This window comes from Millisia brevis NBRC 105863 (assembly GCF_001552615.1).
Taxonomy (GTDB): domain Bacteria; phylum Actinomycetota; class Actinomycetes; order Mycobacteriales; family Mycobacteriaceae; genus Millisia; species Millisia brevis.
The window spans coordinates 80,992-99,753 of the sequence record NZ_BCRN01000004.1; the positions used below are offsets into that span (position 1 = coordinate 80,992).

18 protein-coding genes are annotated in these 18,762 nt (G+C 69.7%); 12 read left to right on the forward strand and 6 right to left on the reverse strand.

Translation table 11 applies throughout. The features are described from left to right. Nucleotides 1-54 precede the first annotated feature (54 nt). On the forward strand, nucleotides 55-1,005 hold the full coding sequence (locus tag MB1_RS06990; RefSeq protein ID WP_218000199.1) for an amidohydrolase family protein: 951 nt from the start codon (nucleotides 55-57) through the stop codon (nucleotides 1,003-1,005). Then, nucleotides 1,002-1,526 (forward strand): cysteine dioxygenase, encoded by a 525-nt coding sequence (locus tag MB1_RS06995; RefSeq protein WP_066905183.1) that lies wholly within the window; start codon nucleotides 1,002-1,004, stop codon nucleotides 1,524-1,526. The genes MB1_RS06990 and MB1_RS06995 overlap by 4 nt, the downstream gene beginning before the upstream one ends. Here the strand turns inward: MB1_RS06995 and MB1_RS07000 are convergent. The 3 genes from MB1_RS07000 to MB1_RS07010 all read right to left on the reverse strand — a co-directional run bounded on the left by MB1_RS07000 (nucleotide 1,493) and on the right by MB1_RS07010 (nucleotide 4,413). Next, the gene (locus tag MB1_RS07000) at nucleotides 1,493-3,007 is read right to left on the reverse strand and encodes an aromatic amino acid ammonia-lyase (RefSeq protein WP_066905185.1); all 1,515 of its coding nucleotides are present in this window, start codon (nucleotides 3,005-3,007) and stop codon (nucleotides 1,493-1,495) included. The two genes, MB1_RS06995 and MB1_RS07000, sit on opposite strands and share 34 nt — an antisense overlap. 156 nt (nucleotides 3,008-3,163) lie before the next feature. Next, the gene (greA, locus tag MB1_RS07005) at nucleotides 3,164-3,658 is read right to left on the reverse strand and encodes a transcription elongation factor GreA (protein ID WP_066905186.1); all 495 of its coding nucleotides are present in this window, start codon (nucleotides 3,656-3,658) and stop codon (nucleotides 3,164-3,166) included. Between the two features lie 257 nt (nucleotides 3,659-3,915). After that, nucleotides 3,916-4,413 carry a DUF4307 domain-containing protein gene (locus MB1_RS07010; protein WP_084351106.1) on the reverse strand — a complete coding sequence of 166 codons (498 nt, stop codon included), beginning with the start codon at nucleotides 4,411-4,413 and terminating at the stop codon, nucleotides 3,916-3,918. A 212-nt stretch (nucleotides 4,414-4,625) separates the two neighbouring features. On the opposite strand from MB1_RS07010, the gene mca reads away from it, so the two are divergent. The 3 genes from mca to MB1_RS07025 all read left to right on the forward strand — a co-directional run bounded on the left by mca (nucleotide 4,626) and on the right by MB1_RS07025 (nucleotide 6,751). Next, the gene (mca, locus tag MB1_RS07015; RefSeq protein WP_245650076.1) at nucleotides 4,626-5,519 is read left to right on the forward strand and encodes a mycothiol conjugate amidase Mca; all 894 of its coding nucleotides are present in this window, start codon (nucleotides 4,626-4,628) and stop codon (nucleotides 5,517-5,519) included. Nucleotides 5,520-5,533: 14 nt separating this feature from the next. After that, on the forward strand, nucleotides 5,534-5,800 hold the full coding sequence (locus tag MB1_RS07020; RefSeq protein ID WP_066905597.1) for a hypothetical protein: 267 nt from the start codon (nucleotides 5,534-5,536) through the stop codon (nucleotides 5,798-5,800). Nucleotides 5,801-5,947: 147 nt separating this feature from the next. Then, nucleotides 5,948-6,751, forward strand: coding sequence for an isoprenyl transferase (locus MB1_RS07025; RefSeq protein WP_066905187.1), 804 nt, complete (start codon nucleotides 5,948-5,950; stop codon nucleotides 6,749-6,751). Between the two features lie 44 nt (nucleotides 6,752-6,795). Here the strand turns inward: MB1_RS07025 and coaA are convergent, their stop codons facing one another. Continuing rightward, on the reverse strand, nucleotides 6,796-7,719 hold the full coding sequence (gene coaA / locus MB1_RS07030; RefSeq protein ID WP_066905188.1) for a type I pantothenate kinase: 924 nt from the start codon (nucleotides 7,717-7,719) through the stop codon (nucleotides 6,796-6,798). A gap of 266 nt (nucleotides 7,720-7,985) precedes the next feature. Here coaA and glyA point away from each other — a divergent pair, with 266 nt between their 5' ends. The 4 genes from glyA (at nucleotide 7,986) to MB1_RS07050 (ending at nucleotide 12,543) form a co-directional block, all read left to right on the forward strand. Further along, on the forward strand, nucleotides 7,986-9,329 hold the full coding sequence (glyA, locus tag MB1_RS07035; RefSeq protein WP_084351108.1) for a serine hydroxymethyltransferase: 1,344 nt from the start codon (nucleotides 7,986-7,988) through the stop codon (nucleotides 9,327-9,329). Between the two features lie 313 nt (nucleotides 9,330-9,642). Then, entirely contained in the window at nucleotides 9,643-10,962 is a 1,320-nt protein-coding gene (gene phoH2, locus MB1_RS07040; protein WP_439646928.1) for an RNA 5'-3' helicase PhoH2, read from the forward strand. A gap of 55 nt (nucleotides 10,963-11,017) precedes the next feature. Beyond that, complete coding sequence (locus tag MB1_RS07045; protein ID WP_084351110.1) at nucleotides 11,018-11,584, forward strand: MerR family transcriptional regulator; 567 nt, start codon at nucleotides 11,018-11,020, stop codon at nucleotides 11,582-11,584. Further along, on the forward strand, nucleotides 11,575-12,543 hold the full coding sequence (locus MB1_RS07050; protein ID WP_245650078.1) for an arsenic resistance protein: 969 nt from the start codon (nucleotides 11,575-11,577) through the stop codon (nucleotides 12,541-12,543). Before MB1_RS07045 ends, MB1_RS07050 begins: the two co-directional genes overlap by 10 nt. Before the next feature lie 658 nt (nucleotides 12,544-13,201). On the opposite strand, the gene MB1_RS07055 is transcribed toward MB1_RS07050, so the two are convergent. Beyond that, nucleotides 13,202-14,596 carry a class II fumarate hydratase gene (locus MB1_RS07055; protein WP_157083940.1) on the reverse strand — a complete coding sequence of 465 codons (1,395 nt, stop codon included), beginning with the start codon at nucleotides 14,594-14,596 and terminating at the stop codon, nucleotides 13,202-13,204. 111 nt (nucleotides 14,597-14,707) lie between these two features. Further along, nucleotides 14,708-15,748: a class II fructose-bisphosphatase gene (gene glpX / locus MB1_RS07060; protein ID WP_066905190.1), complete on the reverse strand. Its 1,041-nt coding sequence runs from the start codon at nucleotides 15,746-15,748 to the stop codon at nucleotides 14,708-14,710. 205 nt (nucleotides 15,749-15,953) lie between these two features. On the opposite strand from glpX, the gene MB1_RS07065 reads away from it, so the two are divergent. The 3 genes from MB1_RS07065 to MB1_RS07075 all read left to right on the forward strand — a co-directional run bounded on the left by MB1_RS07065 (nucleotide 15,954) and on the right by MB1_RS07075 (nucleotide 18,680). Beyond that, nucleotides 15,954-16,514: a DUF4245 domain-containing protein gene (locus MB1_RS07065; protein WP_066905191.1), complete on the forward strand. Its 561-nt coding sequence runs from the start codon at nucleotides 15,954-15,956 to the stop codon at nucleotides 16,512-16,514. Between the two features lie 208 nt (nucleotides 16,515-16,722). Next, nucleotides 16,723-17,919 (forward strand): acyl-CoA dehydrogenase family protein, encoded by a 1,197-nt coding sequence (locus MB1_RS07070; protein ID WP_066905607.1) that lies wholly within the window; start codon nucleotides 16,723-16,725, stop codon nucleotides 17,917-17,919. 50 nt (nucleotides 17,920-17,969) lie between these two features. Further along, nucleotides 17,970-18,680 (forward strand): HpcH/HpaI aldolase/citrate lyase family protein, encoded by a 711-nt coding sequence (locus MB1_RS07075; protein ID WP_066905193.1) that lies wholly within the window; start codon nucleotides 17,970-17,972, stop codon nucleotides 18,678-18,680. Nucleotides 18,681-18,762 lie beyond the last annotated feature (82 nt).

Consider the following 18,762-nt stretch of genomic DNA (forward strand, 5'->3'; position numbering starts at 1 on the left):
CCGGCCAGGATAGTCGAGTTGCGCCGGCGATAGTGAAGCGTTTCACTCTTACATGTGAAGCGCTTCCCTCATCCGGTGACCGGGCAGCCGGTCGAGGCCGCCCCGGTGGTGGATTGCCACCAACATCTGTGGCCGCCGGCGCTGATCGAGGCATTGCGGGCGCGCAGCAGCGCGCCGCGGATGGTCGGCTGGGATCTGTACCTCGACGGTGAGCCCGTCTACCGGGTGCGGCCCGAGGACCACGATCCGGCCGCGCGGGCGGCGATCGACGCCGACGACGACATCGACGATGTGCTGTATTCGCTGTCCTGCCCCCTCGGGATCGAGTCGCTGCCTCCGGAACAGGCCGCCCCGCTGCTCGACGCCTGGCATCACCTCGCCGACGATCTCGCGCCGACCGCGACCGGCCACGGGATCTGGGCCGCGGCCGGCCTGGTCGAACCCGACCCGAAGCATCTCGCCGCCGTGCTCGAGCATCCGCGGGTGCGCGGCCTGCAGATCCCCTCCGGAGCGATCGCCGATCCCGCCGCCCTCGACCATCTCGCCCCGCTGCTCGCCGTGGTCGAGGAGGCCGACCTGCCGGTCCTGGTGCACCCCGGCCCCGCGGCCGGCGCCCGCGACGTTCCGGGCTGGTGGCCCGCTCTCACCGCCTATCCGGCGGGCATGGCGGCGGCCTGGTTCGCCTGGCACGTCGCCGGGCGGGCGCTGCTGCCGGCGCTGCGCATCGCCTTCGTCGCCCTCGCCGGGCTCGCGCCCCTGCACCACGAGCGGCTCGACCAGCGCGGCGGCACGTTCGGCCGGATCGACCCGCACGTCTACTACGAGACCTCCTCCTACGGGCCGCGGGCGATCGACGCGATGGTCCGGGTGGTGGGCGTCGACCCCATCGTGCACGGCTCCGATCGCCCCTATGCCCTGCCCACCGACCCCGGACTCGGCGACGCGTTCTCCCGCGCGTTGTTTGTCACCAACCCCGCTCACCTGCTCCACGGAGGTTCTCGATGACCGAGACGACCCCGGCCGCGTCCGCCGCGGCGGACCTGCCGCCGCTTCCCGGGCGGGTGCTGACCCCGGCCGAACTCAAACGCTGGGTGCGCCGGCTCGCCGATCGGCCCGAGCTGTGGGAGCACCTGGTGCGACACGACACCGGCGGGCGGCATTTCGGGTCGCTCTACCGCGACGGTGACATCGACGTCTGGGTGCTCTGCTGGAATACCGTCGACGACACCGGCTGGCACGATCACGACACCAGCAGCGGCGCGGTGGCCGTCACGCGCGGCGCGGTGCACGAGAGCAGGCCGCGGCTCGGCGGGACCCCGCGCACCCGCACCGTCACCGCCGGTCGCGCCTTCGCCTTCGGCCCGGACCACATCCATCGGATGACCGGGGCGGTCGACGGGTCGGTTTCGCTGCACGCCTACTCCCCGCCGCTGTGGCGGATGGGGCAGTACTCGATCAGTCGCAGCGGATTGATGCGCCGGCTGCCGGTGTCCTACGCCGACGAACTGCGCCCGATCGGCGAATAGGTCGCGCATCGGCCGACCACCTCGGCCGCCGCCCGCAGCTCCGGGCCGAGCACATGGTCCTCCCGGATATCGGGCAACACCTCGGCCGCCGCGTCGTAGAGGGCCCGCGCCGGACCGGCCGCCGGCAGCCGGGTCGGCGCCAACCGCAGCGCCCGCACCGTGGTGACCAGCTCGCAGGCCAACAGATCGCGGGCCGGTTCGATCAGCTCCAACGTCTGCCACGCCGACTGGGTCGAATGGCTGGCGTGCTCCTCCAGACCGAGCGCCACCACGGCGCGGCGATGCGAGGACACCGTTGCGAGCGAGCCGGCGCGGGCCAGCAGGTCGGCGGTCAGGTACTCCACGATCAGCAGTCCCGAACTCGCCGCCGACTCGGCCGCCAGGAACGGGGGCAGTCCGCTGAGCCGGGGATCGAGCAGGGCGGACGTCCGGGCCACCGACAACGTCAGCACCGGCAATGCCGCGGCGCGGGCCGCGTCGAGGGTGCCGGCCAGCCGTTGGGTGAGGAATTGCCCGTGGTGCAGGGCGACCGCGTCGACCATCAACGGGTTCTCCGCCGCCCCGTCGATCTCCGCGGCCAGTGCGGCCTCGGCGGCGGCAAAGGCCTCCTCGGCGGCGCCGTGGGCCTGCGGGATCGTGCGCAGACCGAAGGGATCCTGCAGCCGCGCGGCCGGGCCGGGGGAGCCGATCAATGCGGCCATCCGGTCGGCGACCCCGGCGGCATGCGGATCGTTCTTCGCCGCGTGCACCCGACGGTCGTAGGCCTGGGGCGAGCCGCGCAGCGCCGCGTGCGAGAGCGCTCCGATCACCTCGGCGCAGCGGGCCAGCCGGGCCAGCGCGTCGATCGCGATCGAGCCGACCGCGGCGGTCAGCGCATTGCTGCTGATGAAGGGCAGCGCGTCGCCTGCGCCGATCGCGACCGGCGCGACCCCGCCCGACCGCCACGGCAGTTCCCCGGCGAGGGTCAGCGCCAGCTGGGCGAGCACCGTCAGATCGGCGGTGCCGATACCGCCGTAGGCGTGCAGCCCGGGGATCGCGCCGCGGTCGAGCGCGGCCGCCAGGGCTCGGATCAGGTCGGGGTGGACGCCCGCGCCGCCGCGCAGCAGCTGGTGCAGCCGGATCACCATGGTCGCGCGCGCGATGCCGTCGTCGAGTTGTGGCCCGAACCCGGCCGCGTGGCTGCGCAGCAGTCGGCGCGCGTGGCCGGTCGGGGTGTCGTCCGGGTCGACGGCAACGTGCCGCAGCGCGCCGACCCCGGTGGTCAGGCCGTAGACCGAGCCGGTGGCGCGGGCGGCCTCGAGGTGGCCGCGGGCCCGATCGGCGAGGGCCAGGTGGCCGTCGCCGACCGTGGTGCGCACGACGGTGGGGTCGACGGCGAAGGCGGCGACCAGCCGCGGGCCGAGCTCGGCGTCGGCGACGTGGGCGAACGGCCGATCCTCCGGGATCTCACCGGGGAGTTGCCCGGAGCGGTGGTCGGCCATGGACGGACATCGTAGGCGCGTCGGCGCCGGTCGGCCCGGCAACGAAATGTGGCCCCGCTGCCGTGAGGAAGCGGGGCCACAAAGGGTACTGCGGGACGCGGGGGATCGGGGGGCGGTGCGGACGCCCTCGTGTCGACGCCCGCTCCGATGGGACGGCTACGGGCTGTACGGCTCCGCGCTGACCAGCGTCACCTTCATCGTCTTGCCCGACGGCAGCAGGTACTCGCGCGTATCGCCGACGGCGGCGTTGATCAACGCGGCGCCGAGCGGGGAGTTGGGCGAGTAGACCTCGAGCTTGCCGTCGCTGGCGCCCTGCTCGCGGGTGGCGATCAGGAAGGTCTCGGTGTCGGTCTCGTCACCGTCGTAGTACACCTTGACCACGGATCCGGGCAGCGCGACACCGGACTGGGTGGGCGCCTCGCCGACCTTGGCGTTGTTCAGCAGTTCCTGGAGCTGACGAATGCGGGCTTCCTGCTGGCCCTGCTCCTCGCGCGCGGCATGGTAGCCACCGTTCTCCTTGAGGTCGCCCTCCTCGCGCCGCTCATTGATCTCGGCTGCGATTACCGGCCGATTGGCGATGAGCTGGTCGAGCTCTCCCTTGAGTCTGTCGTGCGACTCGCGGGTCAACCACGTCACCTGCGTCTCGGTCATCTCGGTCTCCTTCGGTCCTTGACGGGCACGATCCCGTCGCATGGCGTTCGGCCGCCCGCACCCGGAGCGCGGTCCGTGTCTCGTGTCCTTCGCCCCGCGGCCATAAACGCACCAAACCCGGTCGGTCCCGACCGGGAAAACTACTGCGAATGCAGCAATACACGGCTCCCGCGTGGAGCCGTGTATCGATAGATCGTACCACGCAGCGGGAATTCCCCAGGTCGACGACTATTCGATACCGTCCCGTGACCGGGGATTCAGCTCGTTTCGGTGAGATAGGCGGGCACCGTATCGCCGCAGCCGTACAGGTCGGCCATTCCGGGCGGTGCCGAGGTCGCGATGCGGGTGGTCAACTCGACGGTCTTGCCCTCGGTCGGGCGAATCAGCACCTCGCGGCGGCCGGTTTCCGACCCGTCGCGCGAGCGCGCGCGCACCACGCAGCTGACCGGCTGGGAGGGGTCGTCGCGGGTCACCAGGATCTGGACGTCGATCGCGTTGTCGTCGACCACCTGGTACGACACGGTCTCGCCGGAGACGGCTTCGTCGGTGAACAGTCGGTAGGCCAGGAATGCCACCGCGACGAGCAGGGCGATCAGGCCGACGCCGAGGATGACCGCCAGTACCCGGCCGGTCGCGCGGGAGGTCGGGTATCGGCCCGCGGGCGGCTGCTGCGGGCCGCCGGCCGATCGGGAAGCGCCCGTGGTCGGGCGCGGATCGGGGACCGGCGAGGTGTCGGCGTCGGAAGGTGAACTCATCGCCCGTCAACCCTATCGACGCCCCCGCGGGCGGTGCGCGCCGGCCCCGGTTCCGCCGGCCGAACGCCCGGGGCCGGCCCGCGAGTGGCGCCCGCGCCCGCAGGTGGAACTATTGACAGCAGGACCCTCGCGCCCCACGGGGCGGACGGGGCGGGGTCGGGTGGACCCCGATGGCCGCGACGAGACGGCGGAGAGGACGACGAGGAGTCGACGTGGGCGGATTTCGGCTGATGGCGGTGCATGCTCACCCGGACGACGAGTCGAGCAAGGGCGCCGCGACGATGGCGCGGTACGCCGCCGAGGGCCACGACGTGCTCGTGGTGACCCTGACCGGTGGTGAGCGCGGGGACATTCTGAATCCGGCGATGGACATCGCGGGGGTGCGCGACAATCTCCCGACGATTCGCCGGGAGGAGATGGCGCAGGCCGCGCACATCCTCGGGGTGCGACAGATGTGGTTGGGCTACGTCGACTCGGGCCTGCCCGAGGGCGATCCGCTGCCGCCGCTGCCGGACGGCTGCTTCGCGAAGGTGCCGCTCGAGGTGTCGACCGAGGCGCTGGTACGGGTGGTGCGGGAGTTCCGGCCCCATGTCATCACCACCTACGACGAGAACGGCGGCTATCCGCACCCGGATCACATCCGCTGCCACGAGGTCTCCGTCGCCGCCTTCGACGCCGCCGGCGACCCGGACCGCTTCCCGGACGCCGGGCCGGTCTGGGAGCCGAAGAAGCTCTACTACGTGCACGGCTTCCTGCGGCAGCGCATGCAGATCCTCAACGACGCCGCGGTGGCCGCGGGTCGGGTCGGTCCCTACGCGGAGTGGCTCGAGAAGTGGCCGGCCGAGCGCGGCCGGCTGCTGGATCGGGTGACCACCCGCGTCGACAGCGCCGACTACTTCGATCGCCGCGATGCCGCCCTGCTGGCACATCGGACGCAGATCGACCCGAACGGGTTGTTCTTCGCGTCGCCCATCGACGACCAGAAGGAGTTCTGGCCGACCGAGGAGTTCGAACTGGCCGCCACCCGCGTGCCGTCCGCGCTTCCGGAGACCGACCTGTTCGCCGGGCTCGACCCGAGCGACGCAACCGACGGGGAGAACTGGTGACCATCGCGTCGACCATGACGCTGGCCGCCACCGAGGCGGCACTGATCCTTGCCCAGAATCCGAACGAGACGGGTCCCGAATTCGGCAAGGCGTCGCCGTTCGGCCTGGTGGTCATCCTCTGTCTGCTCGCGGCCACCGCTCTGCTGATCCGATCGATGAATTCGCGGCTGCGCAAGCTGCCGACGACCTTCGACCGCGACTTCCCGGCCAGCGACCAGGCCGCCGACGAGGGCACCGATCGCGGTGGCGTCGACGATCAGCGCGGGGTCGCCCGCGAGTAGTCGGCGCGATGACGGTCACGCCCATGCGTGACCGTTATGCCCGATTCTTGGTCATTCGTCCGATCGGTGGTCCCACTCCGACACGGGACCCACCGCCCGACGCGTTCCGGGCGGCGTACTCTGATTGGTCGTGTTGAAGGTGGAACGATGTGCGCTTTTCGGCGCCGAACGGGGCGGTTGCCGGTGAAGGTCGGAGGGCTGGCGTACTCGATCTACGAGCGGCGATTGCTCGACAGCCTCGATGGCCTGTCGCATCCCGCCCACGTCGCGGTGATGTGTGACGGCAATCGGCGGTGGGCCAAGGAGAACGGCTTCACCGACGTCAGCGACGGCCATCGGATGGGTGCGGTCAAGGTCGCCGAGCTGGTCTCCTGGTGCGAGGCCGCCGCGGTCGGCACCGTCACGATCTACCTGCTGTCCACCGAGAACCTGCAGCGCGACCCCGACGAGCTGGTCTCGCTGCTCGAGATCATCACCGACGTCGTCGAGGAACTGAGCGGTCCCGAGCAGAACTCGACGGTCAAGATCGTCGGTGCGCTCGATCTGCTGCCCGCCGAATCCGCCCGCCGGCTCACCGAGGCCGCGGAGCGCACGATCGGCCGCAGCGGCGTGCATGTCAACGTCGCGGTGGGCTACGGCGGCCGCCAGGAGATCGTCGACGCGGTCCGCTCCCTGGTCGCCAACAACATCGCCGCCGGCTACAGCGGCTCCGAACTGGTCGAACGGATCACCGGGCCGGCGATCGCCGCCCACCTGTACACCTCGGGTCAGCCCGACCCGGATCTGGTGATCCGCACCTCCGGCGAGCAGCGCCTCTCCGGGTTCCTGCTCTGGCAGAGCGCCTACTCGGAGATCTGGTTCACCGAGGTCTACTGGCCGGAGTTCCGGCGGGTCGACTTCCTGCGGGCCCTGCGCGACTTCGGCGCCCGGCACCGCCGCTTCGGCAAGTAGCCGGCCCACTCCCGACCCCTCCCGCCCCGGCCCGGCGCGGGCGGTCAGAGCTTGCGCAGCCGCAGCCGGTTGATCGAGTGGTCGGAGTCCTTCCGCAGGACCAGCGTCGCGCGCGGGCGGGTCGGCAGGATGTTCTCCACCAGGTTCGGTCGGTTGATCGAATGCCAGATGTCCTCGGCGGCCAGGGTCGCCTGCTCGTCGGTCAACGTCGAGTAGTGATGGAAATGCGAGCGCGGATCGGCGAAGCCGGTCTTGCGCAGCGACAGGAACCGGGTGACGTACCAGGCCTCGATGTCCTCGATCCGCGCGTCGACGTAGATCGAGAAGTCGAACAGGTCCGAGACCATCAGCCGCGGCCCGGACTGCAACACGTTGAGACCCTCGACGATCAGCACGTCCGGCCGCCGCACGGTGTGCACCTCGCCCGGCACGATGTCGTAGGTGACGTGCGAGTAGACCGGCGCGTCGACCTCGCCGACGCCGGACTTGACCTCGGTGACGAAGCGCAGCAGCTTGCGCCGGTCGTAGCTCTCCGGGAAGCCCTTGCGATGCATGATGCCGCGCCGCATCAACTCGTTGGTCGGGTAGAGAAAACCGTCGGTGGTGACCAGATCGACCCGGGTGTGCTGCTCCCACCGGGCCAGCAGCGAACGCAGCACGCGCGCGGTGGTCGACTTGCCGACCGCGACGCTGCCGGCGATACCGATCACGAAGGGCACCTGGCGGGTGGGCACGGTCTCCCCGAGGAAGGTCGCCGTCGCCGCGAAGAGGCGGCGTTTGGCCGCGATCTGCAGGTGGATCAGTCGGGCCAGCGGCAGGTAGACCTCGGCGACCTCGACCAGGTCGATCTGTTCACCGAGGCCGCGCAGCTTGGCCAATTCCTCCTCGGTCAGATCCAGGGGGGTCTGCCGGCGCAGCGTGCGCCAGTGCTCGCGGGTGAATTCGAGATAGGGGCTGGTATCGCGCACGAATCAGCAACTCGTGCAGCAGCGGGATACCGGGCGGCCGCCGGCGCAACGGTCGCTCGCGGACAACGGGCTCCGCGGGTCGCCCGCAGGTGCTTCGGCCATGGCGGCATTGTTCACCCCGGTGCCGGTGCGGGGGCACACGGGGTCGCTCCGCAGAGTCCGATTCGAACCGGACGAAGAGCCGGCCATACAATCGGAAAGGTTGAGTTCCGTACACCCGTCCGTTCGGGTGTGCTTCCCCGCCGTCTACCCCGGGAGTCGCCCGTATGTCCGCTGCCCCGACCGCGCCGAATACCCCGACCGGGCCGAACGCCTCGGCCGCGCCCGGATCGTCGTCGATGGCTGCCTCGCTGTCCCAGTTCGACCCGGAGATCGCGGCGGTGCTCGGCGACGAGCTGGGTCGGCAGCGCTCGACGCTGGAGATGATCGCCTCGGAGAACTTCGTCCCGCGGGCGGTCCTCGAGGCCCAGGGCAGCGTGCTGACCAACAAGTACGCCGAGGGGTACCCGGGCCGGCGCTATTACGGCGGCTGCGAATACGTCGATGTCGCCGAGAACCTCGCGCGCACCCGCGCCAAGGAGCTCTTCGGCGCCGAGTTCGCGAACGTCCAGCCGCACTCGGGTGCGCAGGCGAACGCCGCGGTGCTCGCGGCGGTCCTCGACCCGGGCGACACGATGCTCGGCCTCAACCTCGCCCACGGTGGCCACCTCACCCACGGGATGAAGCTCAACTTCTCCGGCAAGCTCTACAACGTCGCGGCCTACGGCGTCTCCGAGGACGATCACCTCATCCACATGGAGGACGTCCGCAAGGCGGCGCTCGAGGCCCAGCCGAAGGTGATCGTCGCCGGCTGGTCGGCCTACCCGCGCCACCTCGACTTCGCCGCATTCCGGGAGATCGCCGACGAGGTCGGCGCGGTGCTCTGGGTCGACATGGCGCACTTCGCCGGTCTGGTGGCCGCGGGCCTGCACCCCTCGCCCGTGCCGCACGCCGACATCGTCTCCTCGACGGTGCACAAGACCCTCGGTGGCCCGCGCTCCGGCTTCATCCTCGCCCGCAAGGAGTGGGCCAAGAAGCTCAACTCCGCGGTCTTCCCCGGCCAGCAGGGCGGCCCGCTGATGCACGTGATCGCCGCCAAGGCGGTCGCCTTCAAGATGGCCGCGAGCGAGGAGTTCGCCGATCGTCAGCGCCGCACCCTCGAGGGCGCCCGCCTGCTCGCCGAGCGGCTCTCGGCCGCCGACGTCGCCGGCAACGGCGTCTCGGTCCTCACCGGTGGCACCGACGTGCACCTGGTCCTGGTCGACCTGCGCAATTCGCCGCTCGACGGGCAGCAGGGCGAGGATCTGCTGCACCAGGTCGGCATCACCGTCAACCGCAACGCGGTGCCCTTCGATCCGCGGCCGCCGATGACCACCTCCGGTCTGCGCATCGGCACCGGCGCGCTGGCGACCCGCGGCTTCGGCGCCACCGAGTTCGCCGAGGTGGCCGACATCATCGGCACCGCCCTGGCGACCGGTACCGCGACCGACGCGCTGCGCGATCGGGTGACGGCTCTCGCGGCCGACTTCCCGCTCTACGAGGGCCTCGAGGAGTGGCCGCTCGTCGGCTGATCGGACTTTCGGTCGGCCATTTCGGTCGCAATTTCGTCCCGGTGTCCGCTCGGTGTCGTCCGTGTGAACGTCGCGTCCGATAAAGGTTTGATTCGTGCCGTGCCGTGCCGACTGACGATTTCGGCGCTAACGTCGGCTGTACGGGCGCGGGGATGCGGCCCGTACGGGAGGTCTCAACTGTGGTCGTTGTTCACACAGTCGTTAGGAGACCGGTGCCCGGTCTCATGACGGTCGACTCACGTCGATCGACATAGCAGACCTGCCGGTCCGCCGATTGCGCCGCGTGGCACGCGCGGCGATCTAGGAGCCTCACGTGACCGATCTTCGCTCCGCACCGACCGCCATTCGCACCTTCGTTCTGGACACATCGGTATTGCTCTCGGATCCGTGGGCAATTACCCGATTCGCCGAACACGAAGTTGTTCTTCCGCTGGTCGTGGTCAGTGAATTGGAAGGCAAGCGGCACCATCCGGAATTGGGATGGTTTGCGCGGGAGGCATTGCGACTGCTGGACGACCTGCGGGTCAAGTACGGGCGCCTCGATCTGCCGATCCCCATCGGCGAGGTGGGCGGGACGGTACGGGTCGAGCTGAATCACACCGATCAGTCGGTGTTGCCGGCCAGTTTCCGCACCGACAACAACGATTCGCGGATCCTGGCCTGCGCGCTGAACCTGAAGGGCGAGGGCAACGACGTTGTCCTGGTCTCCAAGGACATTCCGCTGCGGGTAAAGGCCGGTGCGGCCGGACTCCCGGCGGACGAGTATCACGCGCAGGACGTGGTGACCTCCGGCTGGTCGGGTATGGCCGAGCTCGAGGTTGCCGCCGCCGATATCGACGCGCTCTACGCGCAGGGTGAGATCGACCTCGAATCGGCCCGCGAACTGCCGTGCAATACCGGCGTCCGGCTGCTCGGTGGAACGTCGAGTGCCCTGGGTCGGGTCAACGCGAGCAAGCGCGTCCAGGTGGTGCGCGGCGAGCGGGAGGCCTTCGGCCTGCACGGCCGGTCGGCGGAACAGCGCATCGCCCTGGACCTGCTGCTCGACGAGAGCGTCGGCATCGTCTCACTCGGCGGCAAGGCCGGTACCGGCAAGTCCGCGCTCGCGCTGACCGCGGGACTCGAGGCGGTCCTGGAGCGGCGCAGGCAGCGCAAGGTGGTCGTCTTCCGCCCGCTGTACGCCGTCGGTGGACAGGATCTCGGCTATCTGCCGGGAACCGAGAACGAGAAGATGGGCCCCTGGGCGCAGGCGGTCTTCGACACCCTGGACGGCCTGGCCAGCCAGGAGGTCATCGAGGAGGTCATCAGCCGCGGCATGCTCGAGGTGCTCCCGCTGACCCACATCCGCGGACGCTCGCTGCACGACTCCTTCGTGATCGTCGACGAGGCCCAGTCGCTCGAGCGCAACGTGCTGCTGACCGTGCTGTCCCGACTGGGCAGCGGATCGCGGGTCGTGCTGACCCACGACGTCGCCCAGCGCGACAACCTGCGGGTCGGCCGGCACGACGGCATCGCGGCGGTGATCGAGAAGCTCAAGGGGCACCCGCTCTTCGCGCACGTCACCCTGACCCGCAGCGAGCGGTCGCCGATCGCCGCTCTCGTCACCGAGATGCTCGAGGAGATCGGTCCCAACTGATCCGTGGCTCACAGTGCGCCGGCCGGCTCCCGCATCCGGGGGGCCGGCCGGCCGCATGTGGGGTACCCGATCCGAGACGAACGAGATCCAGCGGCGGCCAGGGTCCACCGTGCCGGTGATCCGATCGGTCGCCGCGACGAACGGATTGACCTTCGATCCGACTCGAACGTTTAGGGTAGGCCCGGTGCGAATCTCACAGCTGTCACGGCGCTCCGGGGTGACCGTCACCGCGCTCCGCTTCTACGAGTCGATGGGACTGATCCATGCGGAGCGGAGTTTGAACGGCTATCGCGACTACGACGAGAGCGTCGTGGAGCGGCTGTCGTTCATTCACGCAGCCAAACAACTGGAACTCTCGTTGCCCGAGATAGCGGAGTTGCTCGACGTCGTCGAGGTCGAGAGTTGCACCAGGGCTCGGGATACGCTGCGACCGAAGCTCGTTCGGCGGCTTCGGGACGTTGATGATCGGCTGGCGACCCTGCAGCGTCTTCGCGAGCGATTGGTGGAGGCGACCGAGCAGGTGATCGCTTGTCCCGACAGCGGTCGGCAGTGCCGGACGGAATGTGCGCTGGGCGACCTGATGTCAACGTGTGATGCCGTCACCACGCAAGCGTGCCGGTGACTCTCGGACGTGCGGTCGATTGGTGGGATCGACACCAGATCGCTCTCTACCTGATTGCCCTCGTCGCAGGCGCGGCAACCGGATTGGCGCTACCGCAACTGGCCCCGGGGTTCGAGCACTCGATCGAGCCGGTGTTGATGCTGCTGCTGTTCGCCACCTTCCTCGGCGTGCCGCTGATCGAGGTCGGCCGGGCGTTTCGGGACCTTCGTTTCCTCTCGGCGGTGCTGGTGGCCAACTTCGCTGTGATGCCATTGATCGCGTGGGGCCTGTCGCGTCTCGTCGCCGACGATCGTGGCCTGCTCCTCGGCGTACTGTTCGTGCTGCTGACACCGTGTATCGACTACGTGATCGTGTTCACCGGACTGGCGGGAGGAGCGCGGGCCCAACTCCTGGCGGCCGCGCCGCTGCTGATGGCGGTACAGATCGTGCTGTTGCCGGTCTTCCTCTACCTGTTCGTCGGTGGCGACGTGCTCCACGTCATCGATATCGGCCCCTTTGTCGAAGCGTTCGTTCTGCTGATCGTGGTGCCCCTGGCCGCAGCCGCTGCTCTTCAGGCGCTGTCGCGGCGTCATCGATCGGGCAGGAGGGTCGAGGGCGTCATGGCCGGCGCCATGGTGCCATTGATGATGGCTACCCTCGCCATCGTCGTGGCATCACAGATCGCCGCGATCGGATCGGAGGTCGTGAGTCTGCTGCGGGTGGTGCCGATTTACGTCGTCTACGTTGTCATCGCACTGGCAGTCGGGCTACTCGTCGGTCGGGTTGGGCGGCTGGACGTGGCCTCTACCCGGGCCGTCATGTTCTCGACGGCAACCCGCAATTCCTTGGTTGTGTTGCCGCTGGCGCTCGCACTGCCGTCGTCGCTCGCGATCGCCCCGCTTGCCGTGGTCACCCAGACTCTGGTCGAACTCGTCGCCATGGTGGTCCTGGTCCGTGTCGTCCCTCGCATTGCGCGCTAGGCACAGCCGGCCGATATCCGGTTTTCGGATGGGTGGATGGGGCCGAAGGGGGGCGGCCCCATCCACCCGCGCAGAAATGGAATCTGGTGCCGCTGTCGGGCGGGTGATCGATATGTATTGCCGTTCTTCGTCATTGTCGTGAATGGCCGAGATGAGTGGAGCGGCCCTCGGGAACGCTCGGCGAAGCACCGGGGTGCACCGCCGAGATGTCCGACCCGGACGCGACCACACCCGCCGAAGGGGCGAACGGCCGAGCACGTTTCGCGCAACGGACCCCCGAGTCCGTTGCGCCCCGCGTCCGGGGCGGACACCATGGGTGGTGCACGAGGGGCCGGGGGGCGAGCGAACACATCGCGTGCCGTCACTACTCGGCGCCGGGTTTTTGCATCCCCTACGTGGCCGCCTCGTGCATTGATGTCAACCTAATGTCGAAACCTGAGAACATGATTAGACGGCCATAATAATGCCCGGCGTCCCGTTTGTTACTCGCCATTAAGTAGTGCGGTACGAAAACGGCCCCCCGCGCCCGGCGCGTGGCCGGACCCGAGGGGCCGAGATCGAAGCGATCAGCGATCCGTGGTGTTGGCGATCAGCGATCTGTCGTGTTGGCGATCAGCGATCTGTCGTGTTGGCGATCAGCGATCTGTCGTGTTGGCGATCAGCGATCGACGTTGGTCATCGCCAGGACGTCGAGGCGCCGGTCGAGTTCCGCCTCGGACAGCGACTCGCCGACCAGACCGCGGTCGATCACGGTCTGCCGGATCGTGGTGCCCTGCTTGAGCGCCTGCTTGGCGACCGCGGCCGCCTCCTCGTAACCGATCGCGGAGTTCAGCGGGGTCACGATCGACGGCGAGGACTCCGCCAGCCGGCGCAGATGCTCGGTATTCGGGGTCAGCCCGGAGACACACTTGTCGGCGAACAGCTTGGAGACGTTCGTCAGCAGCGTGAACGACTCGAGCAGGTTGCGCGCCATCATCGGGATGTACACGTTCAGCTCGAACGCGCCCGCGGCTCCGCCCCAGGCGACGGCGGCGTCGTTGCCGACGACCTGCGCGGCGACCTGGGTGACCGCCTCGGGCAGCACCGGGTTGACCTTGCCGGGCATGATCGAGCTACCGGGCTGCAGGTCGGGCAGCTGGATCTCGCCCAGACCGGTCAGCGGGCCGGAGCCCATCCACCGGATGTCGTTGGCGATCTTGGTCAGCGAGACCGCGATCGTGCGCAGCGCGCCGGACGCCTCGACCAGGCCGTCACGGGCGGCCTGCGCCTCGAAGCTGTCGACCGCCGGGCGCAGCTGCTCGAGACCGGTGGCCTTGATCAGCTCCTCGACGACCTTCTCGCCGAACCCCTCGGGGGCGTTGAGGCCGGTGCCGACCGCGGTGCCACCGATCGGCAGCTCACCGAGGCGGGGGAGCGTCGCCGCGACCCGCTCCACGCCGGCCTGGATCTGCCGGGCGTAGCCGCCGAACTCCTGGCCGAGGGTCACCGGGACCGCGTCCATCAGGTGGGTGCGGCCGGACTTGACCACCGTGCGCCACTCGTCGGCCTTGGCCGCCAGCGCCGCCTGCAGGTACTCGAGCGCCGGGGCGAGGTGGCGCACCGCGGCCTCGGTCGCGGCGAGGTGGGTCGCGGTCGGGAAGGTGTCGTTCGACGACTGCGACATGTTGACGTCGTCGTTCGGGTGCACGGTGACGCCGTTGCGGGCGGCGATCGAGGCGATGACCTCGTTGGCGTTCATATTGGAGCTGGTACCCGAGCCGGTCTGGAAGACGTCGATCGGGAACTGGTCGTCGTGCAGACCGGCGGCGATCTCCTCGGCCGCGGCGACGATCGCCTTGGACTTGGTCTCGTCCAGCAGGCCCAGCTGGTAGTTCACCCGAGCACAGGCGGCCTTCAGCAGCCCCATCGCGCGGATCTGGGCGCGCTCGAGCGGCCGGAAGGAGATCGGAAAGTTCTCGACGGCCCGTTGGGTCTGGGCGCGCCAGAGCGCGTCGATCGGTACGCGGACCTCACCCATCGTGTCGTGCTCGATACGGAACTGCTGCTCGCTCACGTCTTCCTCTCAGCGGAATGTGTGTATGTGGGGAAAGCGGTGTCCGGCCACGCGGGGACCGGAGCGGATGTCGGCGGACGGCGTTCGGTGACCGCCCGAGGGGGGATCGGATCAGAACGCGACGGGCGCCTCGTCCATATCGGGCAGCGCCGGATTCGAACCGGCGTACTCCTGGATCTTGTCCAGGCGGTGGTAGGCGTCGATCATGCGCACCGTGCCGGACTTCGCGCGCATCACGATCGACTGCGTATAGGCGCCGCCGCCGGTGTACCGCACGCCGCGGACCAGGTCACCGTCGGTGACGCCGGTCGCGGTGAAGAAGATGTTCTCGCCGCCGACCAGGTCGTGGGTGTTCAGGACGCGGTCGAGGTCGTGGCCGGCATCGATCGCCTTCTGCCGCTCCTCGTCGTCCTTCGGCGCCAAGCGGCCCTGCAGCGAACCGCCCATGCAGCGCATCGCGCAGGCGGCGATGATGCCCTCCGGGGTGCCGCCGGTACCGACGAGCATGTCGGTGCCCGAGTCGGGGCGGGCGGCCGCGATCGCACCGGCGACGTCGCCGTCGGAGATCAGGCGGATCCGGGCGCCGGTCTCGCGGACGTCGTGAATCAGCTTCGTATGCCGGGGACGATCCAGGATGACCACGGTGATCTCGGAGGTCGAGGACTTGCGGATCTTCGCCATCCGGCGGATGTTCTCGGCGATCGGGGTGCGGATGTCGACGAAGTCGGCGAACTCCGGGCCCACCGCCAGCTTCTCCATGTAGAACACCGCCGACGGGTCGAACATCGCGCCGCGCTCGGCGACCGCGAGGACGGAGATCGCGTTCGGCATGCCCTTGCTCATCAGGGTGGTGCCGTCGACCGGGTCGACCGCGAAGTCGACGTCCGGGCCGTCCCCGTTGCCGACCTCTTCGCCGTTGTACAACATGGGGGCTTCGTCCTTCTCGCCCTCACCGATCACGACGACGCCGCGCATCGAGACGCTCGACACCAGCTGGCGGATCGCGTCGACCGCCGCGCCGTCACCACCCTCCTTGTCGCCGCGTCCGACCCACTTTCCGGCGGCGAGAGCGCCCGCCTCGGTGACCCGGACCAGCTCGAGAGCAAGGTTGCGGTCTGGTGCTACCAGTCGATTGACGATCGGGGACGTCATGGGCTGCTCTGCCTCCTCGCAGGCGGCGTCGGTCCGCCGCTTCGCTGGGTGAACACTCGGGGAAATCTCGGGCTTTCGAGATCCACTCACAGCGATTCTCTCACTACCTGCGACTGTTGTGTCCCGGTACCGCCCTTCGGTCTCGGCTGCGAAGTGTCGGGGTGCTCACTCCGGCGGCCGATGTCGAATGACATATGTTTGCGGGATGGCCGACAAGAAGCCGAGAATCCTCCAGGGGACGGGCGACATGGTGTGGACGATCGCACCGCTGGTCGTCGCCTGCCTGCTGGTCGCCGGCCTGGTCGGCCAATGCTCCTGGAGCCCCGGAGGACCCACCGAAGGCGCGATCCCGACCTTCGACGCCGCGAGCGCCCTCGAGGTCGACGCCGGGATCTCCGACTATCCGATCCGCATGCCGCAGGTCCCCGAGGACTGGACACCGAACTCCGGCAGCCGCCGCGACATCGGTCCGGCCACCGCCAGCACGGTGGGATTTGTCACCGCCGCCCGGCTGTACCTGCAGCTGACCCAGTCCGACGCGGCCGTCCAGCCGCTCGCGAGCGCCTACGCCAAGGGGTCGGTCGATCGCGCCGGTACCGAAACGATCGGCACCACCGAGTGGACCGTCTTCGACGACGACAGCGACGAGCCGATCTGGGTGACCGACCTCGGCGACGTGCGCATCCTGATCCGTGGTTCGGGTACCCCGTCCGACTACGTCACCCTCGCGACGGCGGTCATCGAGGCCGCTCCGATCGAGCGGTAACGGTCGGCCTCACCACCGCCTGTCCTCCGGGCGGTGCCCGATTCGAGTCACTTCGAGCGAATGGATTCTCGCCGTTCGCCCGATAGGGAAACCTTCCTGCTGATCGATGGCGACCGCGGTCGCCGCCGTCGCACCCTCCCGGCCGCGCCCTGTGCCGCCTGCCGCGGGTGCGTCGACCTCGGACGGCATCGGAAGGATCTTCCCGCTCGTGACCAGCACTGCCTCGGCCGCAACCCTTTCCGATCTCGAACGGCGGGCCGGCCGGGTGCTACCCGCGATCGCCGAGCAGGCCGCGGACCGGGAAGCCCAGCGGCGGATGCCCTTCGAGCAGATCCGGCTGCTGGCGGCCGAGGGCCTGGGCACCTGGCGCATCCCGGGCGAGGTCGGTGGGCCCGGGGCGTCGGCGCGCCGATTCTTCGAGTTTCTCCTGGACCTCGCGGCCGCCGACGCCAATATCGCCCAGGCCCTGCGCTCGCATTTCGCCTTCGTCGAGACGCTGCGCACGCTGCCGGACGGCGAGCGCAAGCAGCACTGGTTCGACCGGGCCCTCGCGGGCGAGTTGTTCGGAATCGCCGGCGGTGAGGTCGGCGGCGCGCACGGCGCGATCGCGACGACCGTGCGCCCCGACGACGCCGGCTGGTCGGTAACCGGCACCAAGTTCTACAGCACCGGAACGCTGTTCGCGGACCTGATCGTGGTGCGGGCGGTCGACGAGCAGGATCGACCGCGGCAGTTCGTCATCCCCGCCGATCGAACCGGCGTCGAACGGATCGACGACTGGGACGGCATCGGGCAACGGTTGACCGCCAGCGGTACGACGCGACTGACCGCCGTGCGGGTGCACGACGACGAGTTCCTCGACCTGCCCGAGCCGGGGGTCGGCCGACCGAAGGTGTCGCCGTTCTTTCAACTGGCGCTCGCGGCGATCGAGGTCGGAATCGGCCGCGCCGCACTGGCCGACGCGATCGCCTGGGCCCGGGAGAAGGCCCGGCCGATCAAGCACGCCGGCGTCGCCCGATCGGTGGACGACCCCTACGTGCGGCAGGCGGTCGGCGAGATGTCCGCGCTGATCTACGCCGCCGAGGCCACCGTGCTCGGCGCGGCGGAGGCGATCGGCCGGGTCGACGACGCGCGCGAGCGCGGCCTCGACGAGCAGGAGCCGCTGGTGGCCGCGAGCCTCGACGTCTCCCGCGCCCACTTCGTCGCTGTCGAAGCGGCATTGAAGGCCTCGACGTTGCTGTTCGACGTCGGCGGCGCGTCGGCGACGCAACGACTGCACAACCTCGACCGGCACTGGCGCAATGCGCGCACCATCGCCAGCCACAATCCGCGCGCCCACAAGCTCAACTCGATCGGCGCCTACCTGCTCGACGACATCGAACCGCCGCTGTCCGGCTTCTTCTGAGCCGGAAGGCACCTCGACCCGTCGCCCGACTGTCTCTCGAAAGGCCGGATATGACCGGGATTTCACCCCTCGCGGGGATTCGCTCCTACTTCTACGTCCCCGCCGGGCGGGAGGATCTGGTGGCCGCCGCGTTCGACAACGACGCCGACGCGGTCGTCTTCGATCTGGAGCATCTGACGCCCGACGAGGACAAGGATCGGGCCCGCAAGCTGCTCGCCGAGGTGTTGGCGACCGCCGCCCCCAAGCCGGTGCTCGTGCGGGTCAACGCCGCCGATACCGGGCTGCACCCGGCGGATCTGGAAGCGGTGGTCGGCCCGGCGCTGACCGCGGTTCGGATCCCGAAGGCCGAACGCGCTCGCGAGGTGCGCACGATCGCGCGGGATCTCGACCGGCTGCGTGCCGAACGGGGCATCGCGCGGGTCATTCCGCTGCAGGTGATGATCGAAACGACCGCCGGCATCGAGGCGGTTCGCGAGCTGGCCGAGGCGACGCATCTCGTCGAATCCATCGGGCTGGGGGAGGGCGACCTGCGAGCCGACCTCGGCACCTCCGACGACGAGGGCCTGTTCTACTCGCGGGCGCGACTGGTGGTCGCCGCCCGCGCGGCCGGCCTGCCCGGCCCGGTCCAGGTGACGTTCACCCCCACCGGTTCCCTCGACGAGTTGCGCGCATCCACCGAACTCGGTCTGCGCCTGGGCTACCGCTCGCGCACGCTGCTCAACCCCGACCACATCGCCACGGTCAACGCGATCTACGGCTGAGCACCCCCGGCCCGACCACCGGTCGGACCGCCCCGAACGCCGCCGCCCGACCGCCGCCGCCCGAACGCCGCCGACCCCGACG

What these genes read in the sequence shown, in the direction of transcription:
- MB1_RS06995 (WP_066905183.1), top strand. Translation starts at nt 1,002, where the DNA reads ATGACCGAGACGACCCCGGCCGCGTCCGCCGCGGCGGACCTGCCGCCG.
- MB1_RS07075 (WP_066905193.1), top strand. Translation starts at nt 17,970, where the DNA reads ATGACCGGGATTTCACCCCTCGCGGGGATTCGCTCCTACTTCTACGTC.
- glpX (WP_066905190.1), bottom strand. Translation starts at nt 15,748, where the DNA reads ATGACGTCCCCGATCGTCAATCGACTGGTAGCACCAGACCGCAACCTT.
- MB1_RS07020 (WP_066905597.1), top strand. Translation starts at nt 5,534, where the DNA reads ATGACGCTGGCCGCCACCGAGGCGGCACTGATCCTTGCCCAGAATCCG.
- MB1_RS07010 (WP_084351106.1), bottom strand. Translation starts at nt 4,413, where the DNA reads ATGAGTTCACCTTCCGACGCCGACACCTCGCCGGTCCCCGATCCGCGC.
- MB1_RS07045 (WP_084351110.1), top strand. Translation starts at nt 11,018, where the DNA reads ATGTGGGGTACCCGATCCGAGACGAACGAGATCCAGCGGCGGCCAGGG.
- glyA (WP_084351108.1), top strand. Translation starts at nt 7,986, where the DNA reads ATGTCCGCTGCCCCGACCGCGCCGAATACCCCGACCGGGCCGAACGCC.
- greA (WP_066905186.1), bottom strand. Translation starts at nt 3,658, where the DNA reads ATGACCGAGACGCAGGTGACGTGGTTGACCCGCGAGTCGCACGACAGA.
- MB1_RS07065 (WP_066905191.1), top strand. Translation starts at nt 15,954, where the DNA reads ATGGCCGACAAGAAGCCGAGAATCCTCCAGGGGACGGGCGACATGGTG.
- MB1_RS07000 (WP_066905185.1), bottom strand. Translation starts at nt 3,007, where the DNA reads ATGGCCGACCACCGCTCCGGGCAACTCCCCGGTGAGATCCCGGAGGAT.
- MB1_RS07025 (WP_066905187.1), top strand. Translation starts at nt 5,948, where the DNA reads ATGTGCGCTTTTCGGCGCCGAACGGGGCGGTTGCCGGTGAAGGTCGGA.